The following is a 15,965-nucleotide window of genomic DNA, read 5'->3' as shown; positions in this document are numbered from 1 at the left end:
TTTATCTTTAGGTGATAATAATCTCTTCGCTGGGATAGCGATAGCTTTGATGCCTTGGGCGATTTAACAAGGCAATTAAGATGGTCAACGCCCCAACCCGTCCACAAAACATCAGCCCAATCAGGACAGATTTGCTAAACGCACTTAAATGCGGGGTGATACCTAAGCTTAAACCCGTGGTAGTGTAAGCAGAAACACTTTCAAATAACACTTCTGTCATACTCATATTGGGCTCTGCCCAGCGTATTAACGTACAACCAAACGCAATGATAATTACTGATAAACATATAATCGCAAATGCCCGCTTCACTGAGATATCCGCAATTTCACGACGAAATACTTCGATACGTGAATAGCCGCGTGCCAGTGACACAATATTGAGCACAGCGACCGCAAAAGTCGTGGTTTTGATGCCACCGCCTGTAGAGTTTGGGGATGCCCCGACCCACATCAACGCAATGGTAAGCATCACAGTCGGTGGCGCTAGCTGTGCCATGTCTACCACGTTGATTCCTGATGAACGCGGTGAAGCTGCCACAAAAAACCCTGTCACAAGTTTGCCTACGACACTGGTATGCTCAGTTAAAGTACCTTGCCACTCAAATACAAGCACACTGACAAAGGCAAGCACTAGCAAGGACAATGTCGTCACTAGACTAATGCGACTATTGATACTTAGTAACCACGGCTTGGCACCATATCGTGAGCGGTTAGGAAACAACAGGCGCATCACCTGATGGCGCAAATATTCCACGACATTGGCAACTATCGCAAACCCCAACCCCCCAAACAAAAACGTCACCGCCACAACCATTTGTAACGGATAATTAAAGCGCACTTGTAACTCATATAAGCTATCACTCATCGTTGAAAAACCTGCATTACAAAATGCAGAGATGGCATGAAAAACCGAAAAAAAGATGCGGCGATGGATACTCATAGGGACATCAAGCATACTGAGATAAATCGCTATGGCTGCCACGGACTCCACTGCAAACGTGACCGCAAAAATTACTTTGAGCGTCTTTAGCACATCACTCATACGATTGGCTGAGGTCACATGCCCAATCTGTAGCTGTGTCTGATAACTGATGCGTCCTCGAAAAAAATAGCTAAAATAAGTGGCAAAAGTTAAAATCCCTAAGCCGCCCAATTGAAACAAACACATGATAATGATTTGACCCAATGGCGTAAAAAAAGCGCCTGTATCTTTTACCGCCAGACCTGTGATACACACCGCACTCGTGGCAGTAAATAAAGCATCAACAAACGCAATATGACCATAAGTGGCATTTGGCATCATCAGCAAAAACGTGCCGAGCAAAATAAGCAATAAAAAACTTAAAATAAATAACTGGGCAGGGTGCGCAACGACTATCTTAAAGCTAAATTCCATCACCAATAACTGACGAATAAAAGAAACCAACAACGCAATTTTTATCAGCGATTTTTCAAACAAGAATTTGTATAAAAAAGAACTATTATCGGCAAAAAAATGTGTCACCAATAGCGCAATAACTAATAAAGCAATGCACAAATCAAACGTTAGCACAAGCTTTGAGCGTATACCTTTTTGCACATATTGACTCAATAATTCAATAAAATTAAGCCCAAGCACGATTAAATAAAACGTCGAAGCCACGCCATGTAACCAAACTTTAAAATCAAACCCTGTCTCAATGACCGCAAGCAATACAGCGAATAAACCGCTATAAAATACCAGTTTATTAAACACACCCGATGGCTTGTCATGCATTGAGTCTAGCGCATTTTTTTTATTTTTTTTCAATATAAAATCAAACATCGTAAAGTTGACTTCCGTTTTACCCAAGCATAGTTGTTGTACTTTATACCGCAATTACGCGTTTGAGAAAACTAGATTGAACAATGATTTAAAAAAAGTAGCGATGATTTGACAAAATTACGTTATTTTTGAGGCACGCTAAAACACCAAGGTTACGGTTAAGCCTTGGGTGGTGGCAGGGGTTTGGGCGTTGTTGTCAACCACTTGCGTAGGACTGAGATAAATATCGATATTGGCTTGTTGACAAATTTGATAAACAATCGATAAACCCAATCCCGTACCGCCAATCACCGTGAAACCTGAATGGGCGCTTGTGTCTTTGGTAGAAAAAGATTTTTTGGCAGTATCGCTATGGGTTTGTGTGCTACTTGTTTGTCCTTGTACTAGTGACGCGCTCGACGCATTTTGATTGACGCGGTAAAAGGGTTGAAAGACGTCTTGATAATGGGCTGCATCAATGCCAATGCCGGTATCGGCAACTTGGACGATGAGTCGTTTTGCGCGATGATTAAGTGCGTTGCTAGCGTTGTTCACCAACACAGGGGTCGGGGTCAATGCGTTGGCTAAATTGTTATGGGTGGCATAAGTGGCATGGGTCGAATCGGTGCTGCTTGATGTCTGTGTTAAGTCTTCGATAGTCAGCTGGTCAATGACAACCGCGATATTGCCTGTGGTTGGGGTATATAAAATCGCATTTTGCAGTAAATTTTTGAGGAGGATAAACAAGGCGGTTTCATCTACACTGACCTGCGTCGCTGACGTACCGAGCGCGGTGAGATGGTTGTCAATCGATAGGGTTTGGTCTTTGCTATCGGCAATCGGAAATAGCAGTTTGATGGCTTCTCGTAGCACTGCGATTAAATCGGTGGGCGTGTTGGTGCGCTCGGTCAGCTGTGATTGCTGGGCGTCCATACGGGCAAGGGTGAGTAGCTGTTCCACCAAATGTTGATTGTGTTCCACTCTCACAGCGAGCTTATGAATGTTTTGTTTGAATTTGGCTTGCCTTGCAGGGTCGCTATACATCGCCGCATCTTGACTGTATTTTTGCAGTTGTTGTACTTGCAGTGAGATTGCGGTCAATGGCGAGCGTAACTCATGTGCGGCATCGGCGATAAAGCGATTTTGGTTTTGGATATGCGTGTCAACCCGTTGTAACAACGCATTGATTTCAATGACCAAGGGCATGAGCTCGCTGGGCAGAATTGAGCGATGTTGGCTGTCAGTGGGTAGCTCGATCAAGCTAAGATCTTGACCGTGACGTTTTGCCATTTGCTTAGCTAATGACTGGATCGGACGCAATACGCGCTTTAATACCCAAGGCAATAGTGCAAGCAGCAATAGGGTCGTTAGTAAAATTGGAATAATGGATTGCCAAGCCGATTTTAGGGCAATTTTTTTCTGCCATTCGACAGGTTGACGCACAAAAATCACCCGCCTTGGGGTGTCTTTACGAAAGACTTTCCAGATTTCACCATCAAGGGTTAATTCACTAAAACCGATAGGGGTGTTAATCAATTGCGGGTGAGCCATTGGCTCAATAAAATTGGTGTCAATTTTGCCAAAACGGGCAGGGAAAATATCAACTTGCACACCGTCTTTAACGCCTTGATACTGTAGTACGTTGCTTTCATCATTGGGCGAGAAAACAGTAGGCGGCGTGCTACTGCTAGGGGCAGAAGCTATCATAGCTGGTATAGGGGGTCTAGGCGGTGGCAAGTCATGCGGTGCAAAATCATTATCTGGGTTTGATAGCCGCCTATTAGGCTTCAGGTCACGGGGAGGAAGTCGCAGGGTTGAGCGCGAGCTAACCAGCTCAGCAAGATAGCTAAGATTGGTTTCTTGTGAGGTATTAAACTCTTGATAGGTATAGCAAAATACCGCAATCTGTACCAAAATGCCAATCGATAGTAACGTGCCAAGTATCCAAACCAGCAATTGTTTTTGTAGTGATTTTGGCAACGGTTTTTGCAAGGATAGGGCGGTTTTTATAGGGGTAGTCATGGTCATTTTCGCGGCTATCTGGCGGTGATTGTCTGGATATTTTTGAGCCTTTTTCCTATTGCTTTTTGTTAGTCTTGGGATTCGGCACTGATATACCAGCCTAAACCACGGATGTTTTTAATCCGTTTTTGACCAATTTTTTTGCGCAGTCCATAGATTAAAAATTCAATGGCATTGCTCTCTATCCCAGCTTCCCAATTGTAGATAGAATTTTCCAATTCACTTTTTGAAAACACTTTATCGGGCGCGGTCATAAAAGTGGTGAGCAGCATGTATTCTTTGGCGGTAATATCGATTTCTATGCCGTCACGTTTGAGGCGTTTGGCATTGATATCAAGGGTTAAGTCGCCGACTTGTAGGGTGTTGTGGCTATTGCCTTGTGAGCGGCGCACCAACACACGCATACGAGCGAGTAATTCACTCATCGCAAACGGCTTAGTCATATAGTCATCTGCCCCAGCATCCAGCCCTTTCACGCGGTCTTTGATTTGGTCTCGGGCGGTCAGCACCAGTACAGGTGTATCGATTTTGGCACTGCGAAGCGTCTCTAACACGCTCATTCCGTCAATTTCTGGCAAGCCCAAATCCAGCAAAATCACGTCATACGCTTCGACTTTGAGGGTCAAAATCGCTTCTCGTCCATCTTTTGCCCAGTCTACCGCATACGCTTCTTCTTCTAGACTATCAATCAGACTGTCGGCAATGAATACGTCATCTTCGACGAGTAATACTCTCATTGGGTTACCTTTATACACGAATACTGTTCAATAAATAGACTATAACACAAAAAACCGCCATTTTAAGAATGACGGTGTTGCTCATAGGCAAGGTTGCCATTTGGCACTCAATTATGGCTGAGTAGGCGCAAGACGTTTGAAGTCGTTGAGTGATTTGACATCGCTCACGGCACCTGTTTGGGCATCAACTTTGACATGATAGACTTCTTGACCTTTTACCACATCAATCTGATAGCTTGGAGTTCTAGGTGGTTGATTTTGAGCAGGGTTTGGTGCAGGCGGCATGCCTGTATTGCCCGTTTGTGGGTCTCTGTTAGGGCGGCGGTGACCGCCACGAGGACCATGACCCATTTTACCCCCTTTATCCCCACCCAAATGGGCACCAATGGCTTCACCACCCACTTGGTTCGCTGCCAATTGCATGGCGCGTTCTAGGCTGATATTGGTGGCAGGCGGCGCAGGTGGTTGATTGTTGGGGTTGCCCATGTTATTGGGGTTATTAGTTTGTTGCGGACGCGCTGGGCGTGATGGGCGTGATGGCATAGTTGCTTGGGTCACTTGACCATTAGACGCATTGACGATATATAGTTGTGGTTGACCATTCGCATTAAGGGTCATGACACGGTAGCCGACGATGTTGTCATTGGGGTTGTTGCCGGTACGGGCAGGGTTTGGGTTGGGTCGGTTGCTACTGTCATGATAGCGTACGCCAACGATGCGTGTGTTTGCGGTTTGTTTTTGTACCAAGGCAACTGCTTGAGAGGCACTGATGCTGGCATTGGCGGCTGCTTGGGCGTTGGCCTGCATGGCTTGTAAGCGTTGCTCAAAGTTCTTGGCATTGGCTGGATGGCGCTTTTGCATGTTTTGCGCTTGTGGTGCCGCTGAGGTACTCGCACAGGCGGTGACTGTCACACCTGTAACGACACTAAGCAAGGCTACACTAAGCCCAGTGGCTAAAAATGAGGGGTTAAATTTTGCTAAGTTCATAGGTTTTCCTGCGGTTGTTAATATAGTTGTTGATAACCCTTGATTGGATAATACTATCATACAAAAATTAAGACAGCAGAAACTTAGCGATAACGCAGAATCAGGCTAGGTAGGTTATAGCAATCGGATAAAAAATTTGCTTTAGATAAGCGCCTGCAGCAATGTTCAAAAATGTTTTTATCAATTTTTTTGCCTGTCAAATCAAACCTGACCCCTACAGGTTAAATAAAAACACCAGGCTCAGGTAATTGCACGATATTAATTGGACACTCAGTTTGCCAAAGATGGTGGGTGACAATGATTAAAATGCCTTGCTGCTGATGTTTTACCAGCATTTGCCACAGTGCTTCACGGCTTTTTTTATCAAGTCCCGCAAACGGCTCATCAAGCAGCAAGATTTTCTTGGGGGTGAGTAATAGCCGTGCCAAGGCAATACGTCTGGCTTGCCCACCGGAAATAGCTTGCCCGTATTCCCCTAGCGGCGTCTGTAATTGTAACGGCTGACTGCGCGCCCAGTCTTTGAGTCCAACGCTGTCCAGCACTTGCCAAAGCTGTTCATCACTGGCATCGGTGCTGCCCAATCTTAGATTTGTCGCCAAAGTCTGGTCAAAAATATCAATCTGTTGCCCCAGATAACCTGTGAGCGCGGGCGTATCGTGTAACGCTAGCCAATCCATCCCATTGAGCTCGATGCTGCCTTGTTGTGGTGCTAGTTCATGGGCTAGCACTTGTAACAGTGTTGATTTTCCCGCGCCCGAGCGCCCAGTAATCAATACAGGGATGCCTTGGGTGGCAGTCAAGCTGATAGCTTTGAAACCAACAATCGCCTGCGGCATTTTGCCAGCTAGCTGATTGATGGTGAGTGTGAGTGGTGCATCTAGGCGCGCAACATCAATGGATAAAGGGGCTAAATCATGGTTTAAATGATGGGTTAAATCAGGCGTTAAATGATGGCTAGGTTTCAGTGAAGGATTGAGTAATTCATTGAGTTGATGTTTTGCTGCCAAACTATTGCCAAGAGCTAGCGAATGGGTGACTAACGGCGCTAGCAAGTCAGTCATGCCCATGATGCCGAGGAATAGCGCAAGCAACATCGGCACACTGATGACAAGGGGCGTGTGATAAAAACCCACTAACAAGCCGACTAAAACCGCTGCAATCAGCCACTGCATGATCAGCATGACCAATGACTGGGCGCGCTGGATACGCTTTTGCTGATGCGTATGTTGAGGGTCAACGCTGTTAAAAGCAGTCAATTCGGATTGCCAGCGCTGCCAAATCAATAAATGGGTAAGGGCGGATAGCGGATTGAGCAAACTGACACGCCTAGACTCTGCCAATGCCTGATGAGCGCGGGCGTGCTTGATACTGATCCATGTCAGCAAGGCAGGTAATATCAAACCCGCGATTAAAAATATGGCAATCAGGACGGGGTTAACCTCATACTGATAAAGTAAGGTGGCTACTAGCAAGCTAGCGGTTGTCGCGACTAGCCAAGGTGATACCACGCGCAGTGGCAACTCATTGAGTACCTCAATATCATGGGTTAAACGGTGCATGGCATGGGTAGATTGTAGGGTACTTGATAAATTTGCCAGTGGCAGGCGTGAAAACTGGTTAAAAAACCGCACTCGCAGCCGCTGCAACAAACCAAACACCGCATGATGGGACACCATCATTTCACTATAGCGTCCTGCGGTACGTACCATCGCCATCACACGGATAATCGCTGCCGGTACCAGATAGTTAAAACTGTGTGAGCCCAGCGCCACCATCCCCGCCATTGCTGCCGCAGAAATAAACCATCCCGACGTCATCAATAGCCCAATCACGGATAACGCAGTCATTATGCCTAAACAGGCAGCAATGAGCCATTTATCTAGCTGCGTGCTAAACAGCTGGGTTAAACGAAAGGTTTGATGACTGTTTGCTTTTTTTTGTGGGTGAGTTTTGACAAGACTATTTTGACTAATAAGCCTATTTTCACTAGCAAGTTTATTTTCACTATTATGTTCTTTGTTAGAGGCTGTCATACCGTTACGCCTTTGCCAAAGTAGGTGCAATATCAAGGCTTATTTGCCGATCCAGCCAAGGCAGGTTTGTGGCATCGTGCGTCACCCATAGCACGGTTTTCCCCCTAGTCACTTGTTGTAATAACCCATTAATCTCGGCTGCGGTATCACTATCTAAATGCTCAGTGGGTTCATCGAGTAGCCAAAGCTGCGCGTCTTGTAAGAGTAACTGGGCTATTGCCAATCGCCGCTGCTGCCCGCCCGACAAGCCGCTACCACGTTCACCCAACTGAGTATCTAGCTGATTTGGTAGTGCCTTTATCAAAGGTTTTAAACCCACTTGCGCAAGAATTTGCCATAATTTGTCATCACTGGCGGTTGGGTTTGGCAGGCGTAAATTATCGGCGATACTCATCGGCAGTAGCATCGTTTGCTGTGATAAATAGGCGATTTGGTGGCGAAATTGCGTGGAATTGATGGTGTTAAAATTTTGGTTATCAATAAAGATATCGCCTTGATAGGCACAAAAACCCAAAAAAATTTGCAATAGCGTGGATTTGCCGCTGCCACTTTGACCGACAATCGCTAACCGTTCCCCTGCGGCAATAGCAAAACTTAACGGCGCGAGCCGTGTGCGCTGCTGATGATTGACCCAAATCTTATCCGCGTCAATGGCAGGGGGCGCAGTTAATATAAAGGGGTTAGCTTTTGTTTTTTCGGCTGACTCAAACGCTAACAACGGTGATAATTCAGCAATCGCACCTTCGGCTTGCGCTTTGACATGATAATCCGCGCCCAACTGACGTAGCGGGGCATAAAATTCAGGTGCCAATAGCAGTAAAAATAGCGCCGACTGGTAAGGCACAGGCACCGTGTTTTTTTGCCAAGGTAAAATACCGATTAAACCAAAACCCAAATACACGGCAAGTAGCGCAATCGACAGCGCGGCTAATAGTTCTAGCGCTGCGGTGTTTAAAAACGCAATTTTGAGTACCGACATGGTGCGCATACGGTAGGCTTCGGCTGAGGCATCGATGTCTTGACTCGCGTGCCCGACAGCATCCAACCGTTGCAGTGTCGCCGTGCCACGCAACCAATCCAAAAATCGCCCGCTCAGCTGTGCCATCGCGGCAAATTGTTGCCGACTTTTACGGGCGGTGGCATGACCAATTAATACCATAAACACAGGGACTAGGGGTGCGGTCAGCAGTAAAATCAGCGTCGCTATCCAGCTTTGGGTGGCTGCGGCAACTAATAGCATTATAGGCGTGGTCACCACAATCAGTCGTTGCAGATAAAAACGGCTGACATAGCCCGTTAAGGCGTCACATTGCTCAATTGCCATACTGGCAAGCCCGCCATCACTGCCATACTGGTCGCGCGCTGCACCTACTTGTGCCAGTTTTTCAACTAGCGTTTTTCGTAGGATGCTGGCTACTTGTAGCCCCGCCTCTAACGCCAGCTGGTCTTTGCAAAAGTGTAGTAAAGGACGTAGCAACAGACATCCCATCAGCCACGGCAAATAATCAAAAAATACGTCAGTGGTAGGGCGGTGAGGGACGATTTGCGTTAACCAATCTGCAAAGATGACCGCAATCAGCCAAGACTGCACGATCAATACCAGCGTGGACACAACTGACAGTCCCCATGCCATATAAATCGGTCGCTTTGCCATAGCGGCATACTGACGAAGGGTTTGGTTGACAGCAGAAGTTTCAGACATGGTTGGTTAAAAGTAGTGACAAAATCAATGGACATATCATAGCGTATCAAGCACGGGTTAGGTACGACAAATCATGCTCATCAAGACAATGAGACAAAAAAGTGTAAACACCGTGCCCACCGATGAAGGTTGATAAAACCTTGATAAAGGCATATAAAAAGCCATATAAAATACAATTAAATAAGTAAAGAGATGAACGAGCCCACTTTAAAATACTACCCTCAAGAGACCCATAAACTATCGCTCATTCAACTATCACCATCTTTTACAGGGTATGAGAAGATGGTAGCAGCAGCGCAATATTCATCATAGTATTTTGTAGTCAGGTGCGACATTATGCCGCATGACAAATAATTTATAGATTTATATAATGTTTGTAAATAAAAACATTACCCTTTTTTAACCTCGCATAAGGGTAATTGACATCTGAATTGGTTGTCAAACCAAGGAGTCAACATGATAACAGAACATCTCGTCGATATCTCCCGTCTGCAATTTGCAGTCACGGCGTTATATCATTTTTTATTTGTACCACTCACACTGGGCATGGTGTGGCTGCTGGTCATCATGGAATCCATGTACGTGATGACAGGCAAAGAAGTGTGGAAAGACATGACGCGTTTTTGGGGCAAACTATTTGGCATCAACTTTGCCTTGGGTGTCACCACAGGTATCACCATGGAATTCCAGTTTGGTACCAACTGGGCGTATTACTCACAATATGTCGGTGATGTTTTTGGGGCGCCGCTTGCCATTGAAGGCTTGATGGCGTTTTTTTTAGAATCCACCATGGTCGGACTGTTTTTCTTTGGTTGGGATAGACTGTCACGCGGACAGCATTTACTGGTGACTATGTTGATGGCATTGGGTACCAATCTATCTGCGTTGTGGATTTTGATCGCCAATGGGTGGATGCAAAATCCAGTTGGCGCAGAGTTTAGTTACCAAACCATGCGCATGGAAATGACCGATTTTGCGGCAGTATTATTTAACCCTGAGGCGCAAAACAAATTCGTGCATACCGTCTCTGCCGGCTATACGGTGGGAGCGACCTTTGTGCTTGCCATCTCAGCGTGGTATCTGCTCAAAAAACGCGATGTCGAATTTGCCAAACGCAGCTTTCAAGTCGCGGCGGCATTTGGTTTTGCGTCGATTTGTAGCACCATCGTACTGGGTGATGAGTCGGGTTATTCCATTGGCTTGGCACAGCAAACCAAAATGGCGGCGATAGAGGCGATGTGGGAAACCGAGCCTGCGCCTGCCAGTTTTAATTTGATTGCAGATATCAACCAAGCCGAGCAAAAAAACAACTGGGCAGTGCAAATTCCGTATGTGATGGGTTTGATTGGGACGCGCTCACTAGATACCCCGATTTTGGGTATCCATGACATCAAAATCATCAATGAAAAACGTATCATCAATGGTCAAAAAGCGGTGGTACTACTGGATCAATTACGCAGTGCGCCCCCAGGTTCAACCCCAAATCCTGTGACAGTGGCTGAATTTGAAAAGGTAAAAAAAGACTTGGGCTTTGGGTTATTGCTCAAACGCTATTCGCCTGATGTCAGCAAAGCCACGCCGGCAATGATTAAACAAGCCACCGATGCCACCATTCCACCTATTGTCCCGATGTTTTGGTCATTTCGTGCCATGGTAGGTTTGGGCTTTTTATTGTTGGCATTGTTTACTATTAGTCTTTGGTCAAGTGTCAAAGATAACTTTATTCAAAAACCTTGGCTATTACGCTGGGCATTATTGATGCTGCCTGCGCCTTGGCTTGCTGCTGAATTTGGTTGGTTTGTTGCCGAGTATGGGCGTCAACCTTGGACGATTTATGGCATGTTGCCAACGTATTTTTCAACCTCCAACATTAGCGTGGCGAATGTCTATGCCTCGCTGGCGGGATTTGTTGGTTTTTATACGGTGCTGCTGATGATTGAAATGTACTTGATGGTGAAATATGCCCGTAAAGGACCTGCGAGTCTAGGTACAGGCAAATACTATGGCGAAGATACTCACAAGGTGCACGTGAGTCCTTCATTAAATTTGCCCCAAGATACAGCCGAGGTGAATCATGTTGTTTGATTATGAAACACTCAAGATTATTTGGTGGTTATTGGTAGGTGCGCTGCTCATTGGGTTTGCTATCATGGATGGGCATGATATGGGCGTGTGTTCGTTACTGCCTTTTGTCGGCAAAGATGATGAAGAGCGCCGGGTGATTATCAATACCATTGGTCCGCACTGGGAAGGTAACCAAGTATGGTTTATCACGGCAGGTGGCGCGATTTTTGCGGCATGGCCGATGGTGTATGCCACTGCTTTTAGCGGTTTTTATTGGGCGTTGATGGCAGTATTGTGGGCGTTGTTTTTCCGCCCGGTGGGGTTTAAATATCGCAGTATGATACACAATCCAACCTGGCGCAAAGCGTGGGACTGGGGGTTGTTTGTCGGTTCATTTATCCCGGCTGTGGTGTTTGGCGTGGCATTTGGTAACTTGTTTTTAGGCGTGCCTTTTAGTTTTAATAACCATTTGGTATCGACTTACACAGGCTCATTTTGGGCATTGCTTAATCCATTTGCCGTACTGTGTGGCTTAATCAGTGCGTCTATGTTGATTATGCAAGGGGGAGCATATTTGGCGCATCGCACCCTTGATGAGGTGCAAAATCGTACCATTAACTACGCTGCTATCAGTAGTATGGTGATGGCGGTGTTGTTTGTATTGGCAGGGGTATGGATACAATCGATTGACGGCTATCATATCACCAGCTCCATTGACCCCCAAGCCTTACCAAATGTGCTCAATAAAGAGGTGACGCGTCAAGCGGGCGCATGGATGGCAAATTATCATCAGTATCCGCTGGCATGGGCATTCCCTGTACTTGGTGTCATCATGCCGCTTGTCACGGCAATATTGCTAAAAGCGCGTAAAACCTTGACTGCATTTATCGCCTCCAGTATTGCTGTGCTTAGTGTGATTATGACGGCAGGGGTGGCGCTGTTTCCGTTTATCATGCCATCTTCTAGCGACCCACGTTCAAGCTTGACGGTTTGGGACAGTGTATCGAGTCATCTCACCTTGATGATTATGTTGGTTGTCGTGGTGGTGTTATTACCGATGATTGTAGGGTACACCAGCTGGGCATATAACGTGATGCGCGGTAAAGTGACCAAGGCTTATGTTCGAGAGCAAGAGCATTCACTTTACTGACCCAAATCAAGGCAACTTAATAGGAGAACACAATGTGGTATTTTGCGTGGATATTAGGATTGGGGTTTGCGGTATTATTGGCGATTTTAAACGCGCTGTGGCTTGAAAATGCCGATGCGCGTAATAAAGCCTTTAATCCAAAAGCGCAGGACGATAATCCCACCAATGATGGTACGGTGACAGAAGGCAATCCCACTGAAGATATCCATAAAACAGGCAACACTTCAGATAACGAGTCCTTATAGCTATCAATCTCAACCATTAGCGCTTTAAGTCACCATGGCTTAAAGCGCTTTTTTATGCGGTTTCAAAACCCTCTATTTTTTAATTATTTTCTCATTTGGTACACAATTTGCATTCCCTGTTTTGTCAAAATTGATTAATACTTGAGCGATAATTTTTTATCGAGGGCATAAGGGCAAAATTTTCATGAGAAAGTTAAACAATACGGTTCAACGGCATACCAGTAAACGGCTTAAGAAAGTCTATAAATGGCTATTATCCGTGATGGTTTTTTATCAACATTCCTCGGTGTACGCTGCGACGCCCACCAATGAGCAGCTATATGACTACCAAAATGTGATGTGGGTGGTTATTGGCGGTTTGCTGGTGTTCTTTATGCAGGCGGGCTTTGCGCTCATTGAATCAGGCTCAGTGCGTAGTAAAAATACGGTGAATGTGTTGATGAAAAACTACACCGATATGGCGATTGGCGGATTAATTTTTTATATCTTGGGCTATGGTTTGATGGCAGGCAACAACCCCACAGGTTACGTGGGTCAAAGCGAGTTTTTACCAGAGCAGCTTAGCAATATGCAATGGGCACATTTGTTTTTTCAGATGATGTTTGCTTCCACCGCCGCCACCATTGCCAGTGGTGCGATGGCGGAACGCATTAAATTTTCAGGGTATCTGATTGGTACGTTGATGACTTGCGGACTGATTTATCCAGTCGTAGCAAGTTGGGCATGGGGTGGCTATTATGGCGGTCAAGGCTGGCTCACCGAGCTTGGATTTATTGATTTTGCAGGCTCTTCGGTGGTGCACTCTGTCGGTGGGTGGTTAGCGCTCGCGGGTATTATCGTCCTTGGACCGCGTATTGGTCGCTTTGCCCCTGATGGCACGCCGCGTTTGATTGCCGGTCATAATCTCACGCTTGTCACATTGGGTGGCTTTATCCTATGGTTAGCGTGGTTTGGATTTAACGCAGGTTCTACACTGACCAGCTCAGGCAATTTGGGCAAAATCATGCTAAATACCCACCTAGCAGGGGTGAGTGCGGTGACGGCTTATCTGGTGATTTCAGGGGTGATGCGTAAAGCAATTTTATTGAGTGATACGGTCAATATCAGCCTTGCAGGGTTGGTCGCCATTACCGCAGGCTGTGCGACCATGTCGCCTGTGTATGCGATTGTTACCGGTGTGGGTGCATGTTTGGCGTATTTGGCGGTGAAGCGTTTGTTGGATAATGTTCAAATGGATGATGCGGTGTATGCCGTTGCCGTGCATGTGGGCGGCGGTGTGTGGGGTACGCTGGCTGCAGGGCTATTTTATGAAGGTGATTTATTCAGCACCCATCGTATCATCGTACAGCTGATGGGCATCGGGGCAATGTTTGTCTGGTCATTTGGACTGGGTATGGTGGTGTATTTTGTGATTGAAAAAACCATCGGTCTTCGCGTACTTGCACAGCATGAGCAACGCGGGCTTGACTTTACCGAACATGCCGAAGGGGCTTACCCTGAATTCCAAGATAGCTTATTTAGTCAGCAAACGCTAACTGAGCGGCACTAGTTTTAAATTTTTGCGGTGCCTGTATGCTTTGTCGTCACAGGTACCCGACCCACCACAGTCATTTGCGTCAATTGTAATTTTATTAACTTTAAATATTTGGCACCGTCATGAACAAAGAATCTACTATCAAATCTGCGTTAACACCGTTTTTAAAAGATGCTGATATACGTAAAGCCATGGACATTTTTCATAAAGATTATGCCGATATTACGCCTTACCAAATCCAGCGTTTTGTCCATGAAATTACGCAAGACAACGCAACCAAAGAATATCGCTCAAATATCCGTCGAAGTTTGATGAAAGCGCTGAGTGATTATCAAATGGGTGCAGTCAACCCCCAACCAATGACCCATGATATCCCTGATTTGGGGCAAAATAGGCCAGTAACTCACCCATCATCCAGTCAATTAGCTATCTCTAACCAAAAACCTGACCCAATATCTAGCCAAATAGCCGCCTTTGAGTTACTGATTGATAGTTTTATGGCGCAATTTTCACCATTATTGGGCAGCCAAATTTTAGACAGTGTCAAGCAGACGATTCATCAGCATCATAATTCATCAAAATCCCGTGGTTTTGGGCTATTAGCTCGCAAGGCAGAAACTAATCAGGCTTTAACCTTAACCATGATTCACTTTTTTGATCAGTTTTTTGGTGGCGATAAACAAAGTGCGTTGACAATGTCGTTGACCGATGCAGATACAGCAGGATTTAGAACTATCTTATCGTTATTTTATCAGCAAGCGTGTCAATGGGCGGGGCCTACTGATGCAGATGTTGCTTTGGCGCAGGCAAACAAGATTACCAAAGCCAAGTTTGACGTATCTTTGGTTGAAAAATTTATGTAGAATGCCATTGATATAAACTACTACGGATTGACAGTATCATAGTACAATTTTTATGCAGACCTAAAGATGGTAAATGGCAAGTTTCAAGTTCATTTTATTTTCAGGTCCATTTTAGAGAGTTTAGCACTGCGCTTGATGCTGTATTGTAGCTTAATTTTATGAGACCAATTCTAGGTTTTATAAGGTTAAGCTTTTTTTAAACGATGAAAATTTATTGCCACTGGCTTCCCTCACAAATTTTCGGAAAATGTCATGAATCATCAAATTCAGTATTATGTCTACGCCAGTAAAATAAATTTGACCCAAATTTTTGACCATAATTTATTCATTGATATTCGCGAGCAAGCGCAGTCCAACAATCAACACCATCATATTACGGGGTTTTTATTGTTTAAGGATGGCAAATTTTTGCAGTATATTGAAGGTCAAAAAGCGGTATGTGAACAATTATTTAACACGATAAAGCAAGACCGACGACATAAAGAGATAGTGGTGTTAGACCAGGGACAGCTAGAAAAACGCTATTATCAGCAATGGCTGATGAATTGTTATAACATGGATGAAAAAACCCAAACCCTCGAACTGCTTAATCTTCCAGATATGGTTTACGACTTTGATATTTATCATTGGAGCCAAGCTCACGTACATGAAGTGATGTCACTAATGGCAAAAAACCATTTGCTTGCCATGACCCCCCAAACAGGCAGTTTTTTCTCGGTGGTTTATCGCCGCTTTATGGAGCAGAATAAAAAATATTTAATCATTCAACTGCTGATATTAGCTATGTTTTTCATCAGTTTATTGTTCTTAAAAAGCAACTATTAATAGCAACTATTGATTAACGC

Annotated in this window: 12 protein-coding genes; 6 read left to right on the top strand and 6 right to left on the bottom strand. The window is 45.2% G+C overall.

Annotated features, from left to right (window positions below):
* Positions 1-7: 7 nt before the first annotated feature.
* From RTJ53_RS03730 to cydD, 6 genes are all read right to left on the bottom strand, one after another.
* Positions 8-1,789 (bottom strand): TrkH family potassium uptake protein, encoded by a 1,782-nt coding sequence (locus tag RTJ53_RS03730; protein WP_312275884.1) that lies wholly within the window; start codon positions 1,787-1,789, stop codon positions 8-10.
* Positions 1,790-1,942: 153 nt separating this feature from the next.
* The gene (locus RTJ53_RS03725; protein WP_312275883.1) at positions 1,943-3,805 is read right to left on the bottom strand and encodes a sensor histidine kinase; all 1,863 of its coding nucleotides are present in this window, start codon (positions 3,803-3,805) and stop codon (positions 1,943-1,945) included.
* Between the two features lie 68 nt (positions 3,806-3,873).
* Complete coding sequence (locus tag RTJ53_RS03720; protein WP_312275882.1) at positions 3,874-4,542, bottom strand: response regulator; 669 nt, start codon at positions 4,540-4,542, stop codon at positions 3,874-3,876.
* 111 nt (positions 4,543-4,653) lie between these two features.
* On the bottom strand, positions 4,654-5,529 hold the full coding sequence (locus RTJ53_RS03715; RefSeq protein ID WP_312275881.1) for a PepSY domain-containing protein: 876 nt from the start codon (positions 5,527-5,529) through the stop codon (positions 4,654-4,656).
* Positions 5,530-5,750: 221 nt separating this feature from the next.
* On the bottom strand, positions 5,751-7,562 hold the full coding sequence (locus RTJ53_RS03710; RefSeq protein WP_312275880.1) for an amino acid ABC transporter ATP-binding/permease protein: 1,812 nt from the start codon (positions 7,560-7,562) through the stop codon (positions 5,751-5,753).
* Positions 7,563-7,566: 4 nt separating this feature from the next.
* The gene (cydD, locus tag RTJ53_RS03705; RefSeq protein ID WP_312275879.1) at positions 7,567-9,264 is read right to left on the bottom strand and encodes a thiol reductant ABC exporter subunit CydD; all 1,698 of its coding nucleotides are present in this window, start codon (positions 9,262-9,264) and stop codon (positions 7,567-7,569) included.
* Positions 9,265-9,720: 456 nt separating this feature from the next.
* Here cydD and RTJ53_RS03700 point away from each other — a divergent pair, with 456 nt between their 5' ends.
* From RTJ53_RS03700 to RTJ53_RS03675, 6 genes are all read left to right on the top strand, one after another.
* A complete protein-coding gene (locus RTJ53_RS03700) occupies positions 9,721-11,349 on the top strand; it encodes a cytochrome ubiquinol oxidase subunit I (RefSeq protein ID WP_312275878.1) in 1,629 nt (542 codons plus the stop codon).
* Positions 11,342-12,478 carry a cytochrome d ubiquinol oxidase subunit II gene (gene cydB, locus RTJ53_RS03695; RefSeq protein ID WP_312275934.1) on the top strand — a complete coding sequence of 379 codons (1,137 nt, stop codon included), beginning with the start codon at positions 11,342-11,344 and terminating at the stop codon, positions 12,476-12,478. The genes RTJ53_RS03700 and cydB overlap by 8 nt, the downstream gene beginning before the upstream one ends.
* 32 nt (positions 12,479-12,510) lie before the next feature.
* Entirely contained in the window at positions 12,511-12,723 is a 213-nt protein-coding gene (gene cydX, locus RTJ53_RS11875; protein ID WP_144917410.1) for a cytochrome bd-I oxidase subunit CydX, read from the top strand.
* A gap of 262 nt (positions 12,724-12,985) precedes the next feature.
* Positions 12,986-14,272 (top strand): ammonium transporter, encoded by a 1,287-nt coding sequence (locus RTJ53_RS03685; RefSeq protein WP_312275933.1) that lies wholly within the window; start codon positions 12,986-12,988, stop codon positions 14,270-14,272.
* Positions 14,273-14,379: 107 nt separating this feature from the next.
* Positions 14,380-15,120, top strand: a complete 741-nt coding sequence (locus RTJ53_RS03680; RefSeq protein ID WP_312275877.1) for a hypothetical protein — start codon at positions 14,380-14,382, stop codon at positions 15,118-15,120.
* 252 nt (positions 15,121-15,372) lie between these two features.
* Entirely contained in the window at positions 15,373-15,945 is a 573-nt protein-coding gene (locus tag RTJ53_RS03675) for a BLUF domain-containing protein (protein WP_312275876.1), read from the top strand.
* Positions 15,946-15,965: the final 20 nt, after the last annotated feature.

This window comes from Moraxella sp. CTOTU46711 (assembly GCF_031975715.1).
Lineage (GTDB): Bacteria > Pseudomonadota > Gammaproteobacteria > Pseudomonadales > Moraxellaceae > Faucicola.
This window is presented reverse-complemented; position numbering and strand designations above follow the sequence as displayed.

Coding starts and splice junctions, on each gene's coding strand:
- RTJ53_RS03725 (WP_312275883.1), bottom strand. CDS start 3,805: ATGACTACCCCTATAAAAACCGCCCTATCCTTGCAAAAACCGTTGCCA.
- RTJ53_RS03720 (WP_312275882.1), bottom strand. CDS start 4,542: ATGAGAGTATTACTCGTCGAAGATGACGTATTCATTGCCGACAGTCTG.
- RTJ53_RS03715 (WP_312275881.1), bottom strand. CDS start 5,529: ATGAACTTAGCAAAATTTAACCCCTCATTTTTAGCCACTGGGCTTAGT.
- RTJ53_RS03710 (WP_312275880.1), bottom strand. CDS start 7,562: ATGACAGCCTCTAACAAAGAACATAATAGTGAAAATAAACTTGCTAGT.
- cydD (WP_312275879.1), bottom strand. CDS start 9,264: ATGTCTGAAACTTCTGCTGTCAACCAAACCCTTCGTCAGTATGCCGCT.
- RTJ53_RS03700 (WP_312275878.1), top strand. CDS start 9,721: ATGATAACAGAACATCTCGTCGATATCTCCCGTCTGCAATTTGCAGTC.
- cydX (WP_144917410.1), top strand. CDS start 12,511: ATGTGGTATTTTGCGTGGATATTAGGATTGGGGTTTGCGGTATTATTG.
- RTJ53_RS03685 (WP_312275933.1), top strand. CDS start 12,986: ATGGTTTTTTATCAACATTCCTCGGTGTACGCTGCGACGCCCACCAAT.
- RTJ53_RS03680 (WP_312275877.1), top strand. CDS start 14,380: ATGAACAAAGAATCTACTATCAAATCTGCGTTAACACCGTTTTTAAAA.
- RTJ53_RS03675 (WP_312275876.1), top strand. CDS start 15,373: ATGAATCATCAAATTCAGTATTATGTCTACGCCAGTAAAATAAATTTG.